Genomic DNA, 18,768 nt, shown 5'->3' with positions numbered 1-18,768 from the left:
AATCGCGAATCTGCCTTTGGCGCTGGAAACGAACGCCTGCTCGGAAAGCTCCCTCTCCCCTCGGGAGAGGGTTGGGGTGAGGGCCGGCCTGGCAACGAATCTTCATGCGGAAAAGGCTGCGCCGCTTCCCCCGCTACGCCACCAGTGTTGGGCTTCGACGATGGAGCCGTCTCAACCCAACCTACGACACTCGCCGTAGGTTGGGTTGAGCGCAGCGAAGCCCAACAGGCTTTTGGCGACTCCTCCCTCACCCCGGCCCTCTCCCTGAGGGCGAGGGGTGGTCCAGTGCCCCTTCATATCACCGCTGCCAACCGACTGACTCCCCCTATTCCCCCTGCTCGAACAACTCTTCCAGATAGCGTCGCGCATTGGCCACATAGACCTGGGCGTTGGCCGCCAGCTGCGCCTGCTGGGCGTCGCTCAAGGTGCGGACCACCTTGGCCGGCGAGCCGAGCACCAGGGAGCCGTCGGGGATCACCGCGTTCTCGGTGACCAGGGCATTAGCGCCCACCAGGCAGTTGCGCCCGATGCGCGCGCCGTTGAGCACCACGGCGTGGATGCCGATCAGGCTGCCGTCGCCGATCTCGCAGCCATGCAGCATGGCCTGGTGGCCGACGGTGACGCCACGCCCCAAGGTCAGCGGCGAGCCGGGATCGGTGTGCAACACGGCGCCGTCCTGCACATTGCTGTCCGGACCGATGTGGATCAGCTCGTTGTCGCCGCGCAGCACCGCGCCGAACCAGACGCTGGCGCCTTCATCCAGGCGTACCTTGCCGATCACTGCGGCAGTGGGCGCGACCCAACTGTGCGGATGGGCGTCGACGCGGTGTTCTCCCAGGCGGTACTTCATGGTGCTCATCCTCGTGTTGTTGTCATTGGCGGAAGGGCCGATTGTTCGCCGATGCGAGCTGCGGGTGCAATCGGTGCGCGATCAGCCCATCGGTTGTTGCAAGTCATTCTCGATAACGAAAGAATGCCTTCAGGGAACCTAAGACCGCAGGACTGCGACGAATGACCACGGCCAGAGCGCTGGGAAAGGGTGCTGCCCTTTGCAAAGCTTGCTGCTGCTGACGTCCCTGGCCCCTACCGGGCCAGGGACGTCAGCCATCCCGGCCCAGGCCGGTTTCCCGAGACCACCGGAATCTGCGAGCGCCCGATGCGTACCACCTGGAAATTCCTGTTGCCCCTCGCCGTCACCGGACTGCTGGCGCTGCTGCCTGCCCCCGCCGGCCTGCCCAGCCATGCCTGGCTGTACTTCGCCCTCTTCGCCGGGGTGGTGGTGGGGCTGATCCTCGAACCCCTGCCCGGGGCGGTGATCGGTCTGATCGGCGTGGCCCTGGCGGCCTTGCTGGCGCCCTGGGTGCTGTTCAGCCCGGCGCAACTGGCGACACCGGGCTTCCGCGCGCCCCAGGAGGCTCTGAAATGGGGCCTGGCGGGCTTTTCCAACAACACCGTCTGGCTGATCTTCAGCGCCTTCATGTTCGCCCTGGGCTACGAAAAGACCGGTCTCGGCCGACGGATCGCCCTCCTGCTGGTCAAGGCCATGGGCCGCCGGACCCTGACCCTGGGCTACGCGGTGATGCTGGCGGACCTGGCCCTGGCGCCCTTCACGCCGTCCAACACCGCGCGCAGTGGTGGCACCGTCTACCCGGTGATTCGCAACCTGCCGCTGCTCTACGATTCCAAGCCCAACGACCCCAGCGCCCGGCGCATCGGCTCCTACCTGATGTGGGTGGCGATCTCCTCCACCTGCGTCACCAGCACCCTCTTCCTCACCGCCCTGGCACCCAACCTGCTGGCCGCCGCCCTGATCGAGAAGACCGCCCAGGTGCACATCAGCTGGGGCCAGTGGTTCATCGCCGCCGCGCCCATGGGCATCCTGCTGCTGACCGTGCTGCCGCTGCTGGCCTACTGGCTATATCCGCCTGAGATCAAACGCAACGACCAGGTGCCGCTGTGGGCAGCCAAGGAACTGGCCGAACTCGGCCCGCTGACACGCAACGAGAAGCTGCTGCTGGCCCTGGTAATCGGCGCCCTGGCGCTATGGATCTTCGGTGCCGCCTGGGCCGATCCGGCACTGGTGGGCATCCTGGTGATCGTGCTGATGCTGCTGCTGAAGGTCATCAACTGGAACGATGCCCTGGGCAACAAGGCCGCCTGGAACACCTTCGCCTGGTTCGCCACCCTGGTATCCCTGGCCGACGGCCTGACCCGGGTCGGCTTCGTAGCCTGGTTCGGCCAGTGGGTCGCCGGCCACCTGGGCGGCTTCCATGCCGGCACCGCCATGGTGGCGCTGGTGGTGGTCTTCTATCTCGCCCACTACCTGTTCGCCAGCTCTACCGCCCATACCACCGCCCTGCTCCCCGTGATGCTGGCCGCCGGCATGGGCATCCCCGGCATCGACCTGCCGGTGTTCGCCCTGCTGCTGGGCACCTCGCTGGGGCTGATGGGGATCATTACCCCCTATGGCACCGGGCCAAGTCCGGTGTACTACGGCAGCGGCTACCTGCCCAGCGCGGACTACTGGCGACTGGGGACCATTTTCGGCGCGCTGTTCCTGCTGGTGCTGCTGGGGATCGGGGTGCCGTGGATCATGATGGTGGCATGAGGCGGAGGCCCGTGCGGAGCACCGTAGGTTGGGTTGAGCGATAGCGAAGCCCAACATTGCGGAGGTTGCCGTGAAGCCTTGGTTTAGCGGTGCCCTGGCTGCTTATCGAGTACTCGGATGGTCTTCGTTTCGCCCACCCGACCTTTTGCTTAGGGACCTAAGCATCCCTTCGGCGTAGAATCCACATTCTTAGTGTGCTTTCGATAATGCCCGCAGAGGTCGTCATGTCCCACCGTATTCGCCATCCCGGTTTCGCCGCCAAGCGCCAGAGCGCCGAGCAGGCCGCACAGTTCATCCGTCACGGCATGACCGTGGGCATGAGCGGTTTTACCGGAGCCGGTTATCCCAAGGCCGTGCCCGGCGCCCTGGCCCAGCGCATCACTGCCAGCCATGGCGCCGGCGAGCCGTTTCGTATCAAGGTGCTGACCGGTGCTTCCACCGCTCCGGAACTGGATGGCGCCTTGGCGCGGGTCGATGGCATCGAGCTGCGGGTGCCCTTCCAGTCGGATCCCGAGCTGCGTAGCCGCATCAACGCCGGCGGCCTGGACTACATGGACATCCACCTGGGCCAGCTGGCGGAAAAGGTGCGCTACGGTTTCTTCGGCAAGATCGACGTGGCGGTGGTGGAGATCGCGGCGATCCGCGAAGACGGCCTGTTGGTACCCTCCTCCTCGGTCGGCAACAACAAGACCTGGCTGGACATGGCCGATGCGGTGATCCTCGAGGTCAATCGCTGGCAGCCCGATGCCCTGGACGGCATGCACGACATCTACACCGACGGCGCCCTGCCGCCCCACCGCACGCCCATTCCGCTCGCCCATCCCAGTGACCGCATCGGCTCGCCTTACCTGGAGGTACCGCTGGACAAGGTGGTGGCTGTGGTGGAGACCGACGCCCCCGATCGCAACAGTCCCTTCAAGGCACCCGACGCCGCGTCCCAGGCCATCGCCGCGCACCTGCTGGACTTCCTCAGATTCGAGGTACGCCAGGGGCGCATCCCGGCCAATTTGCTGCCCATCCAGTCGGGCGTCGGCAACATCGCCAACGCCTTCATGCAGGGCCTGGCCGAAAGCGAATTTGAGGGGCTGACCGCCTTCACCGAGGTGATCCAGGACGGCATGCTGGAGCTACTCATCAGCGGCAAGATGGAACTGGCCTCGGCGACGTCCTTCTCCCTGAGCCCGGCGGGCATCGAGCGCTTCCTCGAACACGCCGAGTCCCTGCGCCAGCGCATCATCCTGCGCCAGCAGGGGGTGAGCAATCATCCGGAACTGGTGCGCCGCCTGGGCTGCATCGCCCTGAACGGCATGCTCGAAGCCGACCTCTATGGCAACGTCAATTCCACCCACCAGATGGGTACCGGGATGATGAACGGCATCGGCGGCTCCGGGGATTTTGCCCGCAATGCCTACCTGTCGGTCTTCATGGCGCCAAGCACGGCCAAGAACGGCCTGATCTCGACCCTGGTGCCCATGGTCAGCCACGTCGACCATACCGAACATGATGTCTCGGTGATCGTCACCGACCAGGGCCTGGCCGATCTGCGCATGCTCAGTCCCAAGCAGCGTGCCCGGGCCATCCTCGAGCACTGCGTGCATCCGAGTTTCCGCCCGGCGCTGGAGGATTACTTCGAGCGCGCCCTGGCCGGCAGCCATGGCAAGCACACTCCGCACCTCCTTCCCGAGGCCCTGGCCTGGCACGAACGCTACCTGATCACCGGCAGCATGCTCGGTCCCGCCGCCCAGGAAGCCCACGACTGAAGGCAAGGCGTCCGAGGCCACTCGGGCGCCCTTTCGCCCTGCCATCCATGCCGTCCGTCGCCCATATGCAACTAATTGTGACTTTTTGCCAGCGCGCTGTGTAAAAAGCTGCCTTGTCGGATTCCCAGCCGACATCCCGGGTGATAAAAGACGTGAAATCTCTGAGCAATGTCCTTGATCTGCAAGGTGCATTGCCGTTCGCGGTTGTTCTAACCCCGCCCCCCTTTGAGAGCTGCCACCGTGAAGATCTGTCATCAACTTGCCGGCTTGCTGCTGGCTGGCTTGGTCGGGCTGAGTCCGGCCGTCCTGGCCCAGACCCCACCCAAGGTCAAGGCCGCGGCTGCCGCCACCGCCCAGCGCCTGGCCTCGAACCACGCCCTGGTCGTCGACCTCAAGACCAACCAGGTACTCTTTTCCCAGAACCCCGATCAGGTCGCCCCCATCGCATCGGTGACCAAGCTGATGACCGCCATGGTGGTGCTCGATGCCAAGCTGCCGCTGGAGCAGACCATCGACATCGACATCAGCGAGAACCCCGCCATGCGCGGCATCTTCTCGCGGGTGCGCCTGGGCAGCCAGCTGACCCGCCGCGACATGCTGCAACTGGCGCTGATGTCCTCGGAAAACCGTGCCGCCACCAGCCTCGCCCACCACTATCCGGGTGGTCAGCGCGCCTTCGTCGCCGCCATGAATGCCAAGGCCCGTGCCCTGGGCATGAAGAATACCCGCTACGCCGAGCCCACCGGCCTGTCGCCGCTCAACGTCTCCACCGCCCGCGACCTGGTCACCCTGCTCAAGGCCACCGAGCGCTACCCCCTGCTCGGTCAGCTCAGCACCACCCCGGAAAAGACCCAGGCCTTCCACAATCCCAACTATGTGCTGGGCTTTCGCAACACCAACCACCTGGTCTACAACGCCGACTGGAGCGTGCAGCTGACCAAGACCGGCTACACCGACAAGGCGGGTCACTGCCTGGTGATGCGCACCGTGATGGCCGGTCGTCCGGTGGCCTTCGTGGTGATGGACGCCTTTGGCAAGTTCACCCACATGGCCGACGCCACCCGCGTCCGTCGCTGGCTGGAAAGTGGCGAGCTGACGCCCCTGCCGGGCGCGCCCAAGGGCGCACGCAGCACGGTACTGGCGCGCAAGTAACTCGCCCAGGAAAGGCCCGAAGCCGCGTCCCCGATGCGGCTTTTTCATGTCTGGCGTCCAGGCGGCTGGCGTGATCGGCAGTGGCCAGCAATAGTTAGCTGAAGCGCTGGAGATCGCCGTACCGGCACGCCCTGCCCGTCCGCCCTCGAAGAGGTGTTCCGATGAAGCCTGCCCTGTCGCGTCGCCAGCTCCTGCACTGCGCCTGTTACCTGCCGCTCGCCGCGGCCCTGGCGCCCCTGACCCTGCCCGCCCTGGCTGCTCCCACCAAGGCCCACACCACCCTCACGGCCGAGCAGGCCCTGCAACGGCTGATCGACGGCAACCAGGGCTTCATGGAGGACAAGCCCCTGCATGGGGAAACCAATCGCGACCGCCGCCTGGAGATCGCCAAGGGCCAGACGCCCTTCTGCGTGCTGGTGTCCTGCTCGGATTCGCGGGTCTCGCCGGAGTTGCTGTTCGGGCGCGGGCTGGGCGAGTTGTTTATCGTACGCAACGCCGGCAATACCCTGGACACCACCGCCTTCGGCTCGGTGGAATACGCCATCAGCCAGCTGGGCGTGCCACTGATCGTGGTCATGGGCCACGAGAAATGCGGCGCGGTGGAGGCCGCGGTGGCGGTGGTGGAGCAGAACGTCCTCTATCCCGGCGCCATCGGCGCCATGATCGAACCCATCCTGCCGGCGGTACTCAGCGCCCGCGCCGGCAATCCGCCGGATCTGCTGGAAGCCGCGGTGCGCAGCAATGTGCAGCGCACGGTCCGGCGGCTGCGCGCAGCCTCCGAACCAACCCTGCTGGCGCCGCAGAAGGAGGGTCGGGTCAAGGTGGTGGGCGCCTACTACACCCTGGAAAACGGCCATGTCGACTTCTTCGACGTCTGATACGGGCACCCCGGACGTCGCCTGAGGTCTAGGGCTCTATCACCGTCCGGAATATGCCATGAACAAAGACGCGATCGCTCACGAATACTATGAAGTCGTCACCGGCCGCTGCTGGCTGGATGACGTCCGCGAATGGCGCCGACTGCAGGCCGAGGCCCAGGCCGCCGCCGATCGCTACCTGGCCTGTCCGGAAGACCTGGGCACGCCCGAGCGTGAGCGGCTGGAACAGAACTGGCGCGCCATTAATGAAGAAGCCGGCGCCTTCTGGCAACGCATGTGGTCGAATCTGGATCGTCAGGAAAGCCGGAAAACGCCCTAGGCTGACCTGGTGATAAGGTCCAGCAGGCCCTCAGGTACCAGAGGACAAGCCTGGTCAAAGGAGTGGAGTGACCGCCAGGTCGCCACGAAGGCTTCGCCATCACTTTCTTGACCCGGCAGCTCCGCTTCTGCGTAGAGCTGCCGATCAGCAAATTCCGCTGCATAGACCAGCACCACCTCATGGCCCGGCCGCCCCGCGTAACTGAACAGCGATTCCAGGGTGCCTAGCAGCTTTACCTCGGCCAGTTCGACGCCCAATTCTTCGCGAATCTCGCGGCGCACGGCTGCGTGGCTGGTTTCACCGAACTCCACGCCACCGCCCAGGGGCCGGCAGAAACTCCGGCCATCGTGCGGGTCCTGCGTCTCGCGCACCAAGATGCGGTTGCCCTGACGCAGGAGACAGAGCGCCAGGACACGAATCTGGTTACGCATCACACCAACCCTTCCGCCTTCAATTCGCTCTTGAGATAGGCGTAGTACACCGGCGCCGCCACCAGGCCCGGCAGGCCGAAGGCCGCTTCGAATACCAGCATGGCCACCAGCAACTCCCAGGAGCGGGCGCTGATCTGGCCGCCGACGATGCGGGCGTTGAGGAAGTATTCCAGCTTGTGGATGGCGATGAGGTAGCCCAGCGCCGCCACCGCGACCCAGATTGACAGCGACAGGCCGGCGATGAAGATCAGGGTGTTGGACATCAGGTTGCCGATCACCGGCAGCAGCCCCAGGATGAAGGTGAGGATCACCAGGGTCTTGGCCAGCGGCAGATGGACGTCGAACAGCGGCAGCACCCCGAGCAGGAAAATGCCGGTCAGGGTGGTGTTGAGCAGCGAGATCTTGATCTGGGCGAAGACGATGTTGCGAAAGGCCTGGGCAACCAGGCCGACGCGCACCAGCAGGGCGCCGCTGAGCGGCCGCAGGCGCTCGGGATCGGGGGTGGGCTGCAGGGCGACGATGGCGCCCAGGATCATGCCGATGAGCACGATGACGAAGGTCCGCGCCGCATCACGGCCGAACAGCTGCAACTGCGCCACGTGGGCGCGCAGCCACTCCACCAGCTCCCGCTTCATGCTGTCGGCGTTGGCCGGCAGGTAGGCATCCAGCGAGGGCGGCAACTGGGCGCGCGCGCGCTCGGTGAGCACCATGAACTTGTCCAGCAACCGTCCGGGGTTCTGCACCTCCTGGATGATGAAGCTGGTGAACCAGACGAAGAACAGTGTCAGCAGGCTCACCACCAGGGTCCCGAGCAGGGCCACGGCGAGCCAGCGCGCGCCGCCGCCAGGCATTTGCCGCTGCAGGCGCCCGGCCAGGGTGTTGACCAGTTCATACACCAGGAGCCCAGCCAGCAGGCTGGGCAGGAGCTTGAGCGGGAGAACCAGGTAAAGCGCGGTGAAGACGATGATCCAACTGGCCAAGATGGCCTGGCGTTGCGTGAAGGCGTACATAGATTACCGGCGGCAGAATCCCTGTCCGCAGTCTGCCAGCCTGCCGCCTCGCCGCCCAGCCTGGATAGCGAAGAAAGCCTGAGCCTCTGTTACCCGGCGTTACCCGACCGGCCCTTTTCGACCGAACGCCTCAGCCGGCCAGCTCGGCGGCGCAGACCCGCGCGCGCCCCTGGTGCTTGGCCGCATAGAGCTGCGCATCGGCGGCGGTGATCAGGGCGGCTGGATCGACATTGGTCGGCGGAAGCGCGGTGGCCACGCCCAGGCTCAGGGTGACGTAGCCGGTCACCGATGAATAACCGTGGGGCAGCCGCTGGTCGTGCAACTGCTGCAGCAGCCGCTCGGCGACCTGAGTGGCACCCTCCAGGTCGGTGCCCGGCAGCAGGCAGCCGAATTCCTCGCCACCGTAGCGCGCCAACAGGTCGTAGGGACGGAACAGCCCCTGGCTCAGGGCCTGGGCGACCTGACGCAGGCACTGGTCGCCGGCGAGATGGCCATAGTGGTCGTTGTAGGCCTTGAAGTGATCGATATCCATGAGGATCAGCGAAAAAGGCGTGCCTTCGCGTTGACTCTGGCGCCAGCCGCGCAGCAGCGCCTCGTCGAACTGGCGGCGATTGGCGACCCCGGTGAGGCCATCGACCAGGGCGATGCTGCGCAGGGCGTCACGCTGCGCCTTGAGGGTCAGCTGGGTGCGTACCCGGGCACGCACGATGACCGGATTGATCGGCTTGCTGATGAAGTCCACCGCGCCCAGTTCCAGGCCGGTGACCTCTTCGTCCGGGCCTTCCTGGCCGGTGACGAAGATCACCGGAATGGCGGCGGTGGCCGGATCGGCCTGCAGCCGCCGCAGCACCTCATGGCCATCGAGCTGGGGCATCATCACATCGAGCAGGATCAGGTCCGGCTGCTGGGCGAGGGCCAGCTGCAACGCCTGGGCGCCATTGGTGGCCATGAGCGTCTCGCAATCCTGGCGAAAGAGCTCGTGGAGGATGCGGATGTTCAGCGGTTGGTCGTCGACGATCAGCAGCTTGGGTTTGCTGCGCCGCCCGGCGGCCTCGGCGGTCGGCGGATTCATAGGGCTTCCTTCAGGTCAGGCAGGGTAGTGAGGGCCGCGGCGAAGTCGAGGGTCTCGACCTGGGCACGGAAGAGGTCGTAACGCACCTGGGCTTCGGCGCGGCACTGCACAGGCAGCTCGGCGATGAGATCCAGGGCTTCGAGACTGCCTTGGCCGAGCAGCTGCTCGAGCTCGTCCAGGCGCGCGGACCAGTCGACCGTCGACTCGGGGTCCTGGCTGACCACGACCGGCGGCGGTGGCAGCACCTCGGCCAGGGCGCTGCGCAGCTCCACCAGGGCTTCGTCCAGCAACAGTCGCAAGGTAGCGAGTTCAGCCATGACATCCGCGGGCACTCCAGCACCGGCCTTGCCGTGGCGCTCACCCTCGGCGGCACGAGCCGCCAGGCGCTGCGCGCCCATGGTGCCGGCACTGCCCTTGAGCGAGTGTAGTACAGCCACCGCGCCCTCGCTGTCGCCGGCCTGCCAGGCCCGCGCGAGGTTTTCCAGCAGACTGGCGGAGTCCTCGGCGAAGCGTTCGAGCAGCGAGCCGAACAGCCGGGCATCACCGCCGAAGCGGCGCAGGACGATGCTCAGGGGTTCCACCTGGCGGTCGGTGGCGACCGGGGCGACGTCCACGGCGGCGCTGACCTCCTGGCCGGTCAGGCGTTGCAGCCGGCTGACCAGCAACTCCAGGTCGATGGGCTTGCCGACGTGGTCATCCATGCCGGCGGCCAGGCAGGCGTCGCGATCGGTGTGGGAGGCGTTGGCCGTCATCGCCAGGATCGGCAGGGTGCGGAAGCGACCGTCGGCGCGGATGCGGCGGGTGGCCTCCAGGCCATCGATGTCGGGCATCTGCATGTCCATGATGACCACGTCCAGTGGCGCACCGGAGAGCACCCGTTCGACGCCTTCCAGCCCACCCTCCGCCAGTTCCACCTGGGCGCCCTGGGCCAGCAGCAGCTCGGCGGCCACCTGGCGGTTGAGGGCGTTGTCTTCCACCACCAGCAGGCGCATGCCGGCCAGGCGGTGGCTTTCGTCGACCACCGCGGCGGCGTGGACACCGGCCGGGACCTCGGCGCCCAGGGCGCGCTCCACCACCTCGACGATCTGCGCCGGGGTCACCGGCTTGGTCAGGTAGTCGTCGAAGGGCGCATCGGCGCTCTGCTGGGCTTCATTGAGAAAATCGCGGCCGAAGCCGGTGAGCATGATGACCTTGGGTCGACTGGCCTGCTGGTGCTCGCGCAGGTGCCGGGCCGTGACCAGGCCGTCGCCATCGGGCATGCGCCAGTCCATGAGCACCGCCTCATAGGGCTGCTCCTGCTGCTGCGCCTGGGCGACCCGCGCCAGAGCGGCGGCGCCGCTGGTGACCAGGTCGACGTCCCAGCCGAGGGCGGCCAGGGTTTCCACCAGCACCTCCCCGACCAGGATATTGTCGTCGGCCAGCAGCACCCGGCGCTGCCGGGGCGCGAGCAGGGCCTGACTCTGGCTATCCAGCGCCAGGGTCACATCGAACCAGAAGCGGCTGCCCACGCCCAGTTCGCTTTCCACCTGCAGCTGGCCATCCATCAGCTCCACCAGGCGCTTGCAGATGGCCAGGCCCAGCCCGGTACCGCCAAAGCGCCGGCTGATGGAGGCCTCGGCCTGGGTAAAGCCCTGGAACAGCTGCGCCTGCTGGGCCGGACTGATGCCGATGCCGGTGTCCTGCACCGAGAACTCCAGCCGCAACTGGCCGTCCGCCCAGGACAGCTGGCGCACGCTGACCAGCACCTGGCCCACCTCGGTGAACTTGAGGGCATTGCCGGCCAGGTTGATGAGGATCTGCTGCAGGCGCAGGCTGTCGCCGATCAGCGCGGTGGGCAGCCCGGCTTCGAGGTGATAGTTGATCTCGACGTTCTTCTCGCCGCTGTTGCCGGAGAGCACCACGCCCAGGTTGCGCAGCACCTGCTCCAGGCTGAAGGGATGGACGTCCAGCTGCAGCTTGCCGGCTTCGATCTTGGAATAGTCCAGCACGTCGTTGAGCAGCCCCAGCAGCGAGCGCGCCGCCTGCTGGGCCTTGGTCAGGTAGTCGCCCTGGCGCGCGTCCAGGGCGGTGCGCTGCAGCAGCTGCAGCATACCCAGCACCGCGTTCATCGGGGTGCGGATCTCGTGGCTCATGTTGGCCAGGAAGGACGACTTGGCCTGGCTGGCCAGGTCGGCGCGGGTACGCTCCTCGCGCAGGCGATGCTCCAGCTCCAGCTGTTCGGTGATGTCGCGGTTGATGCCCACTACCCGCAGCACCCGGCCGCGCGGATCACGCTCGGTGCGGGCGCCAGCGATGATGTGCCGTAGCGAGCCATCCCGACGGCGGATCCGGAACACCGGATCGAATACCGCGCGCCCGGCCATGGCCGCACCCAGACGCTCTTCGGCGCTGCCCAGGTCGTCCGGGTGCACACGGTCGCGCCAGTCGTTGTAGGTGATGCCGCTAGTGCGCTGCTCCTCGCTCCATTCATAGAGATCGAACATCCGATCGTTGCACTGCACCTGGCCGGTGTCGGGCTGCCAGCACCAGATGCCGAGCTGGGCGACGTCGGCGGCCATGGTCAGCTGATCGCGGGTCTGCACGAGCGCCTGGCGCTGGCGACTCTGTTCGGTGATGTCGGCGATGATGGCAACCGCCAGGCGCTCGCCATCGGTCCACATCACCCCCAGGCTCAGGGTGATGGGGAAGACACTGCCGTCCGCACGGCGCCCCTCCATTTCCTGGCCCTGTTGGGCGGCATTGTCGTCGGGTACCGCCTGCGAGCAGCTGAACAGCGCCTCGTAGCCGGCCAGATAGCCGGGAATCAGGCGACGGATGGGTTGACCGATCACCTCGTCAGCGCGATAGCCGAAGATGTGCTCGCCGGCCGGGTTGAAGGAGCGCACCAGGCCAGCGCTGTCCACGGTGACGATGGGGCTGACCGCGGTGTCCAGGATCGCCCGGGTCAGGGCCAGACTGGCGGCCAGCTCCTGCTCGGCGGCCTTGCGCTCGGTGACGTCCGAGGCGATACCCAGATAGCCGCTGATCTGGCCACCGGCGTCGCGCATGGTGGTCACCACCAGGCTGACGTCGCGGTGCTCGCCGTCGCGGCGCACGTAGGTCCATTCGCGGGCCTCGGCGCCGGCGCGCTCGGAGCGCTCCACCAGCACCCGGAAGCCGGCGACCGGCACGCCGTACGCGGCTTCCAGGGCAACGCCCTGGGTCGAGAGCTCTTCCGGCAGATGGAAATCACTGGCGTGCCAGCGCCCCACCACCTCGGCGGCACGATAGCCCAGCAGTCGTTCGGCGCCCTCGTTGAACAGGGTGATGCGGCCCTCGCGGTCGGTGGCGATGATGCCCACCTCGGAGGCCGCGCGCAGCACGTCGCCCAGCAGTCGGTTGGTCTGGCTGAGTTCGGCGGTGCGCTGGGCCACCTGCTCTTCCAGGCGGGCATTGAGCGCCAGGATCTCGGCCTGGGCGGCCTTCTGCACCGAGATGTCGCGCACCGTTTTGGAGGCGCCGATCACCCGGCCGTCACGGCCGCGCATGGGCGAGACGCTGACCAGGACATCGATCAGGCGACCGTCGCGGTGCTGACGCCGGGTCTCGAAGTGCGGTACCGGCTCGCCGCGACCGATGCGGCCGAGCACGTTCCACTCTTCGTGCTCGAGTTCGGTGGGCACCACCAGATCGAGCAGGCGCTGGCCCACGGCCTCGCTGGCGGAATAGCCGAACAGCTGCTCGGCCGCATGGTTCCAGCTCAGCACCACGCCCTGGAGGTTCTTGCTGATGATGCCGTCGGAAGAGCTTTCCACCACGGCGGTGAGGTTGGCCTGGTCCTGCTGATACTGACGACGTCGCTGGCGGGTGGTGAGCAGGGCAAAGGTCAGGCAGGCCGCCAGCAGGCTGAACAGCTTGCCAAAGAGGTGCACCAGCGGCACCGAGACCAGGTGCTGGGCCGCGACGAAGGTCGGGGTGGCGGTGAACGCCAGCTGCCATTCACGCCCATAGACATCCTGCACCAGCCGGCGCTCGGACACTTCCTCGGCGCCCTGCTCCTCTTCGCCCTGTTGATAGAACAGATTGGGCGCTTCGGGCTGGGTCACGTCGCTCAGGCGAATGATCAGGCCCGGAATGTTCAGGCGCAGGCTGCCGAACATCTCGCCGATGCTCAGGGGCACATAGGACCAACCCAGGGTAGCGGCCTCACGCGCGGTCGGATCGGCGGGTGCCCGCCCGCCCTGGTAGATGGGCAGCAGCATCAGAAAGCCCGGCTCCGGCGGTGAGGAGGCCTGGAGTTGCAGCGGCCCCGTCAGGTGAATGTCGGCATGCCGCATCGACATGACGGCGGCCTCGCGGCGGACGGGATCGGACGCCGCGTCCATGCCAATGGCCTTCAGATTGCGCGGGCTCGGCTCCAGGTACTGGACGACATAGCGATCGCCGTCATGGGGAGCAAAGGTCCGGATGCTGAAATCGGGCCAACCGTCGGCACGGGCCTCGCGCAGAAAGCGGGCCTCGTCGGCCTGCGGCACCCGACGAATGAAACCGACGCCGCGCGCACCACGAAACTCCTGGCCCAGGTCGTGGACGCGGCCATAGTTGCCGAGCAGCTCACGAGACAGATTGTCCCCGGCGACCACCACCACATCACGCATGCCGATCAGGCTGTATTCGTAGATGCGCAGCCGATCCACCACCTGATCGCGAACGTCTTCGGCCACGCTGTCCAGGGCGCTGCGCAGTTGCTGATCGTTACGCTCGGTCAGATGACGCATGGTCAGGCTGGTCAGCACGACGCCAAAGAGAAAGACGCCGAGACTCCAGCGTACGCGAGAGGATTTGCACAGCCTGATGAACATGGAGCCCCTGATGGCAAAAGGTGCCACACCGCGAATTGGCGATGCCAGGGACAGGAAGCTCAACGGGAGCGGGCCTCCACCAGACCTGGCGGTAACGGCTAACCCATCGGCGAGAAAAAACGCTTTCTTGATACCGCGGAACGGTCGCAGCGCTGAAACACAGCGCTGCAGGCGCGGAAAAGGGCGGACCAGAGCAAGTTGGTGCGCTAACAGGTTTTGCCCTATCTGACGAACGGCGGTGGTAGCTAGTCGGCCAATTACGCCAGATGCCAGAGATTTCGACGTGATTGGGTCCTACCGGCAGGAGCGCTGCTGCGGCAGCAGCCCTTGACTTTCACGCTAAAGACGACGTTTAGTAAGCGTCAGTGTTAACGTTACCAAAACAACAACAAGAGGTTCTTCCATGGCTCGTTCGCATCGTCGCGCCTATTGGCTGGTCAGTGGTCTGCTGTTCACTTTCTTTTTCGCCTGGTCGTCCAGCTACTCGTTGTTCTCGCTCTGGTTGCACCGAGAGGTCGGTTTGAATGGCACCGAGACCGGTTTCGTTTTTGCTGCCAATGCCATCGCGGCCCTGCTTATCCAGCCCTGCTACGGGGCCCTGCAGGATCGACTTGGGTTGTCGCGCAAGATCCTGGTCTGGATCGGCGTTCTGCTGGCCTTGGGCGCCCCCTTCTCCACTCATGTCTACGCCACCCTGCTAGCCGGTAACCTGGTACTCGGCGCCCTGGTGGGTGCGCTGTTCCTCGGCTTCGCCATGCTCGCCGCCGTCGGTGTGATCGAGTCCTATACCGAGCGCCTGGCCCGTTGCGGTGGCTTCGAGTTCGGCCTGGTCCGCACCTGGGGCTCGCTCGGCTGGGCTGCGGCCACCGCAGTGGCGGGCATAGCCTTCAACATCGATCCACAGATCACCTTCTACCTGAGCAGCGCTGCCGGCACGGTCTTTCTGCTGCTGCTGAGCCGGCTCGACCTGAGCCTCTTCAATCAGGCCGAAGCCCGCGCCTATACCGCCGCCGTGCCGGTACGCGGTGCCGATCTCCTGGGGCTGCTGCGCCTGCGGCGGTTCTGGGCGCTGAGTCTGTACCTGACTGGTGTGGCCGGGGTTTACATGGTCTACGAACAGCAATTCCAGGTGTATTTCGCCAGCTTCTTCGCCACGCCGGCAGAGGGCGTCCGCGCCTATGGCTACCTGAATTCCAGCCAGGTGCTGGTGGAAGCGGGCTGCATGCTGTTGGCGCCCTGGCTGGTGATCCGCCTGGGGGCCAAGCAGGGCCTGATCCTGGCCGGCACGGTGATGTTCGTGCGCATCCTCGGCTCGGGGTTGGTCGACACCGCCTGGGCCCTCGCTGCCTGCAAGATGCTGCATGCCCTGGAGGTACCCATCCTGCTGGTAGCGGTCTTCAAATACATCAACCTGCACTTCGATCCGCGCCTGTCGGCGACCCTCTACATCGTCGGCTACCAATTTGCCCAGCAACTCACCGCCATGCTGCTCGCCCCCGTGGTCGGCTATGGCTACGACCGGCTGGGCTTCGCCCCGGTCTACCTCCTGCTGGCCGCACTCGTGGGTGTTTGCCTGCTGCTGTCTTGGTCACTGCTGCGCGGCGATCCACGCACGACCCGCCCTGCCCTTGCCGTCGAACACTCGACCCCTGCCTGAGAGAAGTCCATGTCCAGCTCCGCCCTGCGCGATGCGCAAGCCGCCCTCCTGCATCTTCTGCCGCAGCGCCAGGATGACTGGCGCCCGGCCTATCACCTGGCACCGCCGGTAGGCTGGATGAATGATCCCAACGGCCTGGTGTTCTTTCGCGGCCATTACCACGTCTTCTATCAGCACCACCCCTATTCGACCCAATGGGGCCCCATGCACTGGGGCCATGCGCGCAGTGCCGACCTGGTCCACTGGGAGCATCTGCCGGTGGCCTTGGCACCGGACAGCGAGGCCGACCGCGACGGCTGCTTTTCCGGCTCGGCGGTGGTCTGGGACGACACCCTGTACCTGGTCTATACCGGTCACCGCTGGCTCGGCACGCCGGGCCGCGACGACGAGGGGTTGCACCAGGTGCAATGTCTGGCCAGCAGCCGGGATGGCCAGACCTTTACCAAGCACGGCGTGATCATCGATCCGCCCGAGCCGGCGCTGCAACACTTTCGCGACCCCAAGGTCTGGCGCCAGGACGACAGCTGGTGGCTGGCCCTGGGCGCGCGATATGGCGAAGATCCTTACTTGCTGCTCTATCGCTCCACTGACCTGCATCATTGGGAGACACTGGGCAGCGCCCTTGCGGGTACCCGTGAGGCGGACGGCTACATGTGGGAGTGTCCCGACCTGTTTCGGCTCGACGACACCGAAGTCTTCCTCTACTCACCGCAAGGCCTGGCGCCTTGCGGCTACGCTCATCGCAACCGCTACCAGACCGGCTACCGGCTCGGCCGGCTGGACGCGAACGGACGCTTCCAGCCACGCACCCCCTTCGTCGAACTCGACCACGGCCACGATTTCTACGCGGCTCAGACCCTGGACGCGCCCGACGGCCGCCGCCTGCTGTGGGCCTGGCTGGACATGTGGGAAAGCCCCATGCCCAGCCAGGCCCAGGGCTGGTGCGGCCAGCTCTCGCTACCGCGGGAGCTGAGCCTGGACGGTGAGCGTCTGCGCCAACGTCCGGCGCGGGAGCTGGTGGGTCTGCGCCAGACCGCGCAGCAGTACGGTGCGACACGGCTGCGCAACGAGCGCCGTCTGCTGCCACTCCGGGGCGACCGCCTGGAATTGCAGCTTGAACTGGATCTGGCCACCAGCGATGCCGAGCGGTTCGGCCTGGCCCTGCGTTGCGACGCCACGGGTCAGGAGCAGACCCGCCTCTATGTGGATGCCCAGGCCGGCCGCCTGGTGCTGGACCGAGAACGTGCCGGATGCGGCGTCAGCGGCGTGCGCAGCATCCCGCTGACGCCCGGACAGGCACGGCTGAAGCTGCAGCTGTTTCTCGATCGCTCTTCGCTGGAGGTGTTTGTCGACGACGGCGCCTGGGTTCTCAGCAGCCGCCTCTATCCCCGCCGGGACAGCCAGGGACTGGCGCTGTTCGCCCATGACGGCCAGGCCCTGTTCGGCGACATGCAGGCCTGGACGTTGCGCGACCTGCAGCTCTGAAGACGGCATACTCCCAGCCCTGGATAACAGGCGGTGGAGTAGCGGATGGCGTCGGTAAAGGATGTGGCCCGGTTGGCGGGGGTTTCAGCCATGACCGTGTCGCGCGCCCTGAACAGCCCGGACAAGCTCAGCGCCGACACCCTGGCACGCATCCAGGCAGCGATCCAGGCCCTGGGTTATGTGCCCGACCTAGCTGCCCGGCGCACCCGCGGCGGGCACTCCAGTGGCAAGACCATCGGGGTCTTCGCCCTCGGCACCGCCACCACACCCTTCGCCGTGGATCTGCTGCTGGGCCTGGAGCGTACCGCCCGTGAGCACGACTGGAATCTGTTCATCGTCAACCTGCTGGACGAGGGCCCCCGCCCACAGGATCTGGCCCTGATGCTGGCGCATCGTCCTGACGGCATTGTCTTCAGCTCCATGCACCTGTGCCAGGTGGAGATTCCCGCCGGCCTGGGCGAACGCCCCCTGGTGCTGAGCAACTGTCATACCCTGGCGGCCGACCTGCCCTGCTATGTGCCCGACGATAGCGCTGGCCAGTATCTTGGCATGCGTGCGGCCCTGGCGCGCGGCGTGCGGCAGCCGTTGTGCCTCAACCTGCCGCGTCACAGCCTGGCCTGGCCGTTGCGTCAGGCCGGCATGCTGCAGGCCTGCCGTGAGGCGGGCCTGACCGCGGCGGACCTCAGGCAATACGACCTCAGCGGCGACGACGCCTATCAGGAAATTCCGGCCGAACTGGAGCGCCGCTTCGCTGCCGACCAGTCGCCACCCGACCTGGTGGTGTGCGGCAACGATCGCATTGCCCTGGTGGCCTATCAATGGTTGCTGGCCCGCGGCCTACGCATTCCCACGGACGTCGCGGTACTCGGCTACGACAACATGGTGGGGGTGGCCGAACTCTTTCATCCGCCCCTCACCACGGTGCAACTGCCGCATTTCGAACTGGGCCGCCAAGCCGCCCTGCACCTGATCGAGGCCCGCACTGACCGCGGGCTGATCAGACTGCCCTGCCCGCTGGTGGAGCGGGCGTCGCTCTAGCTAGATCCGGAAGCCCCCCACCAGGCGCTGCAGGCGACCGGCTTCGGCTTCCAGCGCGGTGCAGGCCGCCAGGGTGGCCTGGAGGTTGTCGACGCCCTGCTGGTTCAGCAGGTTGATCTCGCTGATGTCCATGTTCAGGGTCTCCACCACCGAGGTCTGTTCCTCGGTCGCAGTAGCCACCGACTGGTTCTGGCCGTCGATCTCGCCGATGCGCTCGGTCACGCTGCCCAGGCGTTCGCCGGCGCTCTTGGCGACCTGCATGCTATGGGCGCTCTGCCGCTGGCTTTCCTGCATCAGGGCCACGGCATCGCGCGAGCCGGTCTGCAGTTCCTCGATCATCTGCTGGATCTGCTGCGCCGAACTCTGGGTACGGCTGGCCAGGGAACGCACCTCGTCGGCCACCACGGCGAAGCCACGACCGGCCTCACCGGCCCGAGCGGCTTCGATGGCGGCGTTGAGCGCCAGCAGGTTGGTCTGCTCGGAGATGCCGCGGATGACTTCGAGGATCTGGCCGATA

At 66.4% G+C, this 18,768-nt stretch carries 14 protein-coding genes; 8 read left to right on the top strand and 6 right to left on the bottom strand.

The features are described from left to right. Positions 1-325 precede the first annotated feature (325 nt). Positions 326-850: a gamma carbonic anhydrase family protein gene (locus ACUCV0_RS19160; RefSeq protein WP_017639990.1), complete on the bottom strand. Its 525-nt coding sequence runs from the start codon at positions 848-850 to the stop codon at positions 326-328. Positions 851-1,156: 306 nt separating this feature from the next. On the opposite strand from ACUCV0_RS19160, the gene ACUCV0_RS19155 reads away from it, so the two are divergent. The 5 genes from ACUCV0_RS19155 to ACUCV0_RS19135 all read left to right on the top strand — a co-directional run bounded on the left by ACUCV0_RS19155 (position 1,157) and on the right by ACUCV0_RS19135 (position 6,717). After that, positions 1,157-2,608 carry an anion permease gene (locus ACUCV0_RS19155; RefSeq protein WP_482213396.1) on the top strand — a complete coding sequence of 484 codons (1,452 nt, stop codon included), beginning with the start codon at positions 1,157-1,159 and terminating at the stop codon, positions 2,606-2,608. A gap of 224 nt (positions 2,609-2,832) precedes the next feature. Continuing rightward, complete coding sequence (gene scpC / locus ACUCV0_RS19150) at positions 2,833-4,368, top strand: succinyl-CoA:acetate CoA-transferase ScpC (RefSeq protein WP_482213395.1); 1,536 nt, start codon at positions 2,833-2,835, stop codon at positions 4,366-4,368. 240 nt (positions 4,369-4,608) lie between these two features. Further along, on the top strand, positions 4,609-5,520 hold the full coding sequence (pbpG, locus tag ACUCV0_RS19145; protein WP_434775098.1) for a D-alanyl-D-alanine endopeptidase: 912 nt from the start codon (positions 4,609-4,611) through the stop codon (positions 5,518-5,520). A 161-nt stretch (positions 5,521-5,681) separates the two neighbouring features. Beyond that, positions 5,682-6,398: a carbonic anhydrase gene (locus ACUCV0_RS19140; RefSeq protein ID WP_482213394.1), complete on the top strand. Its 717-nt coding sequence runs from the start codon at positions 5,682-5,684 to the stop codon at positions 6,396-6,398. Between the two features lie 58 nt (positions 6,399-6,456). After that, complete coding sequence (locus ACUCV0_RS19135) at positions 6,457-6,717, top strand: hypothetical protein (RefSeq protein WP_059316318.1); 261 nt, start codon at positions 6,457-6,459, stop codon at positions 6,715-6,717. Here the strand turns inward: ACUCV0_RS19135 and ACUCV0_RS19130 are convergent. The 4 genes from ACUCV0_RS19130 to ACUCV0_RS19115 all read right to left on the bottom strand — a co-directional run bounded on the left by ACUCV0_RS19130 (position 6,714) and on the right by ACUCV0_RS19115 (position 14,071). Further along, positions 6,714-7,148 carry an NUDIX hydrolase gene (locus ACUCV0_RS19130; RefSeq protein ID WP_482213393.1) on the bottom strand — a complete coding sequence of 145 codons (435 nt, stop codon included), beginning with the start codon at positions 7,146-7,148 and terminating at the stop codon, positions 6,714-6,716. The two genes, ACUCV0_RS19135 and ACUCV0_RS19130, sit on opposite strands and share 4 nt — an antisense overlap. Further along, on the bottom strand, positions 7,148-8,158 hold the full coding sequence (locus ACUCV0_RS19125) for an AI-2E family transporter (protein WP_059316320.1): 1,011 nt from the start codon (positions 8,156-8,158) through the stop codon (positions 7,148-7,150). The genes ACUCV0_RS19130 and ACUCV0_RS19125 overlap by 1 nt, the downstream gene beginning before the upstream one ends. A 130-nt stretch (positions 8,159-8,288) precedes the next feature. Next, on the bottom strand, positions 8,289-9,230 hold the full coding sequence (locus ACUCV0_RS19120; RefSeq protein ID WP_482213392.1) for a diguanylate cyclase domain-containing protein: 942 nt from the start codon (positions 9,228-9,230) through the stop codon (positions 8,289-8,291). Next, positions 9,227-14,071: a PAS domain S-box protein gene (locus ACUCV0_RS19115; protein ID WP_482213391.1), complete on the bottom strand. Its 4,845-nt coding sequence runs from the start codon at positions 14,069-14,071 to the stop codon at positions 9,227-9,229. Before ACUCV0_RS19115 ends, ACUCV0_RS19120 begins: the two co-directional genes overlap by 4 nt. 403 nt (positions 14,072-14,474) lie before the next feature. Between ACUCV0_RS19115 and ACUCV0_RS19110 the strand changes: the two genes are divergently transcribed. The 3 genes from ACUCV0_RS19110 to ACUCV0_RS19100 are packed head-to-tail and all read left to right on the top strand — an operon-like array spanning position 14,475 to position 18,251. After that, on the top strand, positions 14,475-15,728 hold the full coding sequence (locus tag ACUCV0_RS19110; RefSeq protein WP_482213390.1) for an oligosaccharide MFS transporter: 1,254 nt from the start codon (positions 14,475-14,477) through the stop codon (positions 15,726-15,728). A 9-nt stretch (positions 15,729-15,737) separates the two neighbouring features. Further along, complete coding sequence (locus ACUCV0_RS19105; RefSeq protein WP_482213389.1) at positions 15,738-17,213, top strand: glycoside hydrolase family 32 protein; 1,476 nt, start codon at positions 15,738-15,740, stop codon at positions 17,211-17,213. Positions 17,214-17,258: 45 nt separating this feature from the next. Further along, positions 17,259-18,251, top strand: a complete 993-nt coding sequence (locus ACUCV0_RS19100; RefSeq protein WP_482213388.1) for a LacI family DNA-binding transcriptional regulator — start codon at positions 17,259-17,261, stop codon at positions 18,249-18,251. On the opposite strand, the gene ACUCV0_RS19095 is transcribed toward ACUCV0_RS19100, so the two are convergent. Continuing rightward, positions 18,252-18,768 (bottom strand): methyl-accepting chemotaxis protein (locus tag ACUCV0_RS19095; protein WP_482213387.1); only part of this gene is annotated, 517 nt, incomplete at its 5' end.

Source organism: Pseudomonas sp. VMV1, from assembly GCF_056790235.1.
This window is presented reverse-complemented; position numbering and strand designations above follow the sequence as displayed.

Excerpts from the sequence above, each read along its gene's own strand:
- ACUCV0_RS19160 (WP_017639990.1), bottom strand. The coding sequence starts at position 850 with ATGAAGTACCGCCTGGGAGAACACCGCGTCGACGCCCATCCGCACAGT.
- ACUCV0_RS19155 (WP_482213396.1), top strand. The coding sequence starts at position 1,157 with ATGCGTACCACCTGGAAATTCCTGTTGCCCCTCGCCGTCACCGGACTG.
- scpC (WP_482213395.1), top strand. The coding sequence starts at position 2,833 with ATGTCCCACCGTATTCGCCATCCCGGTTTCGCCGCCAAGCGCCAGAGC.
- ACUCV0_RS19140 (WP_482213394.1), top strand. The coding sequence starts at position 5,682 with ATGAAGCCTGCCCTGTCGCGTCGCCAGCTCCTGCACTGCGCCTGTTAC.
- ACUCV0_RS19135 (WP_059316318.1), top strand. The coding sequence starts at position 6,457 with ATGAACAAAGACGCGATCGCTCACGAATACTATGAAGTCGTCACCGGC.
- ACUCV0_RS19130 (WP_482213393.1), bottom strand. The coding sequence starts at position 7,148 with ATGCGTAACCAGATTCGTGTCCTGGCGCTCTGTCTCCTGCGTCAGGGC.
- ACUCV0_RS19125 (WP_059316320.1), bottom strand. The coding sequence starts at position 8,158 with ATGTACGCCTTCACGCAACGCCAGGCCATCTTGGCCAGTTGGATCATC.
- ACUCV0_RS19120 (WP_482213392.1), bottom strand. The coding sequence starts at position 9,230 with ATGAATCCGCCGACCGCCGAGGCCGCCGGGCGGCGCAGCAAACCCAAG.
- ACUCV0_RS19115 (WP_482213391.1), bottom strand. The coding sequence starts at position 14,071 with ATGTTCATCAGGCTGTGCAAATCCTCTCGCGTACGCTGGAGTCTCGGC.
- ACUCV0_RS19110 (WP_482213390.1), top strand. The coding sequence starts at position 14,475 with ATGGCTCGTTCGCATCGTCGCGCCTATTGGCTGGTCAGTGGTCTGCTG.
- ACUCV0_RS19105 (WP_482213389.1), top strand. The coding sequence starts at position 15,738 with ATGTCCAGCTCCGCCCTGCGCGATGCGCAAGCCGCCCTCCTGCATCTT.
- ACUCV0_RS19100 (WP_482213388.1), top strand. The coding sequence starts at position 17,259 with ATGGCGTCGGTAAAGGATGTGGCCCGGTTGGCGGGGGTTTCAGCCATG.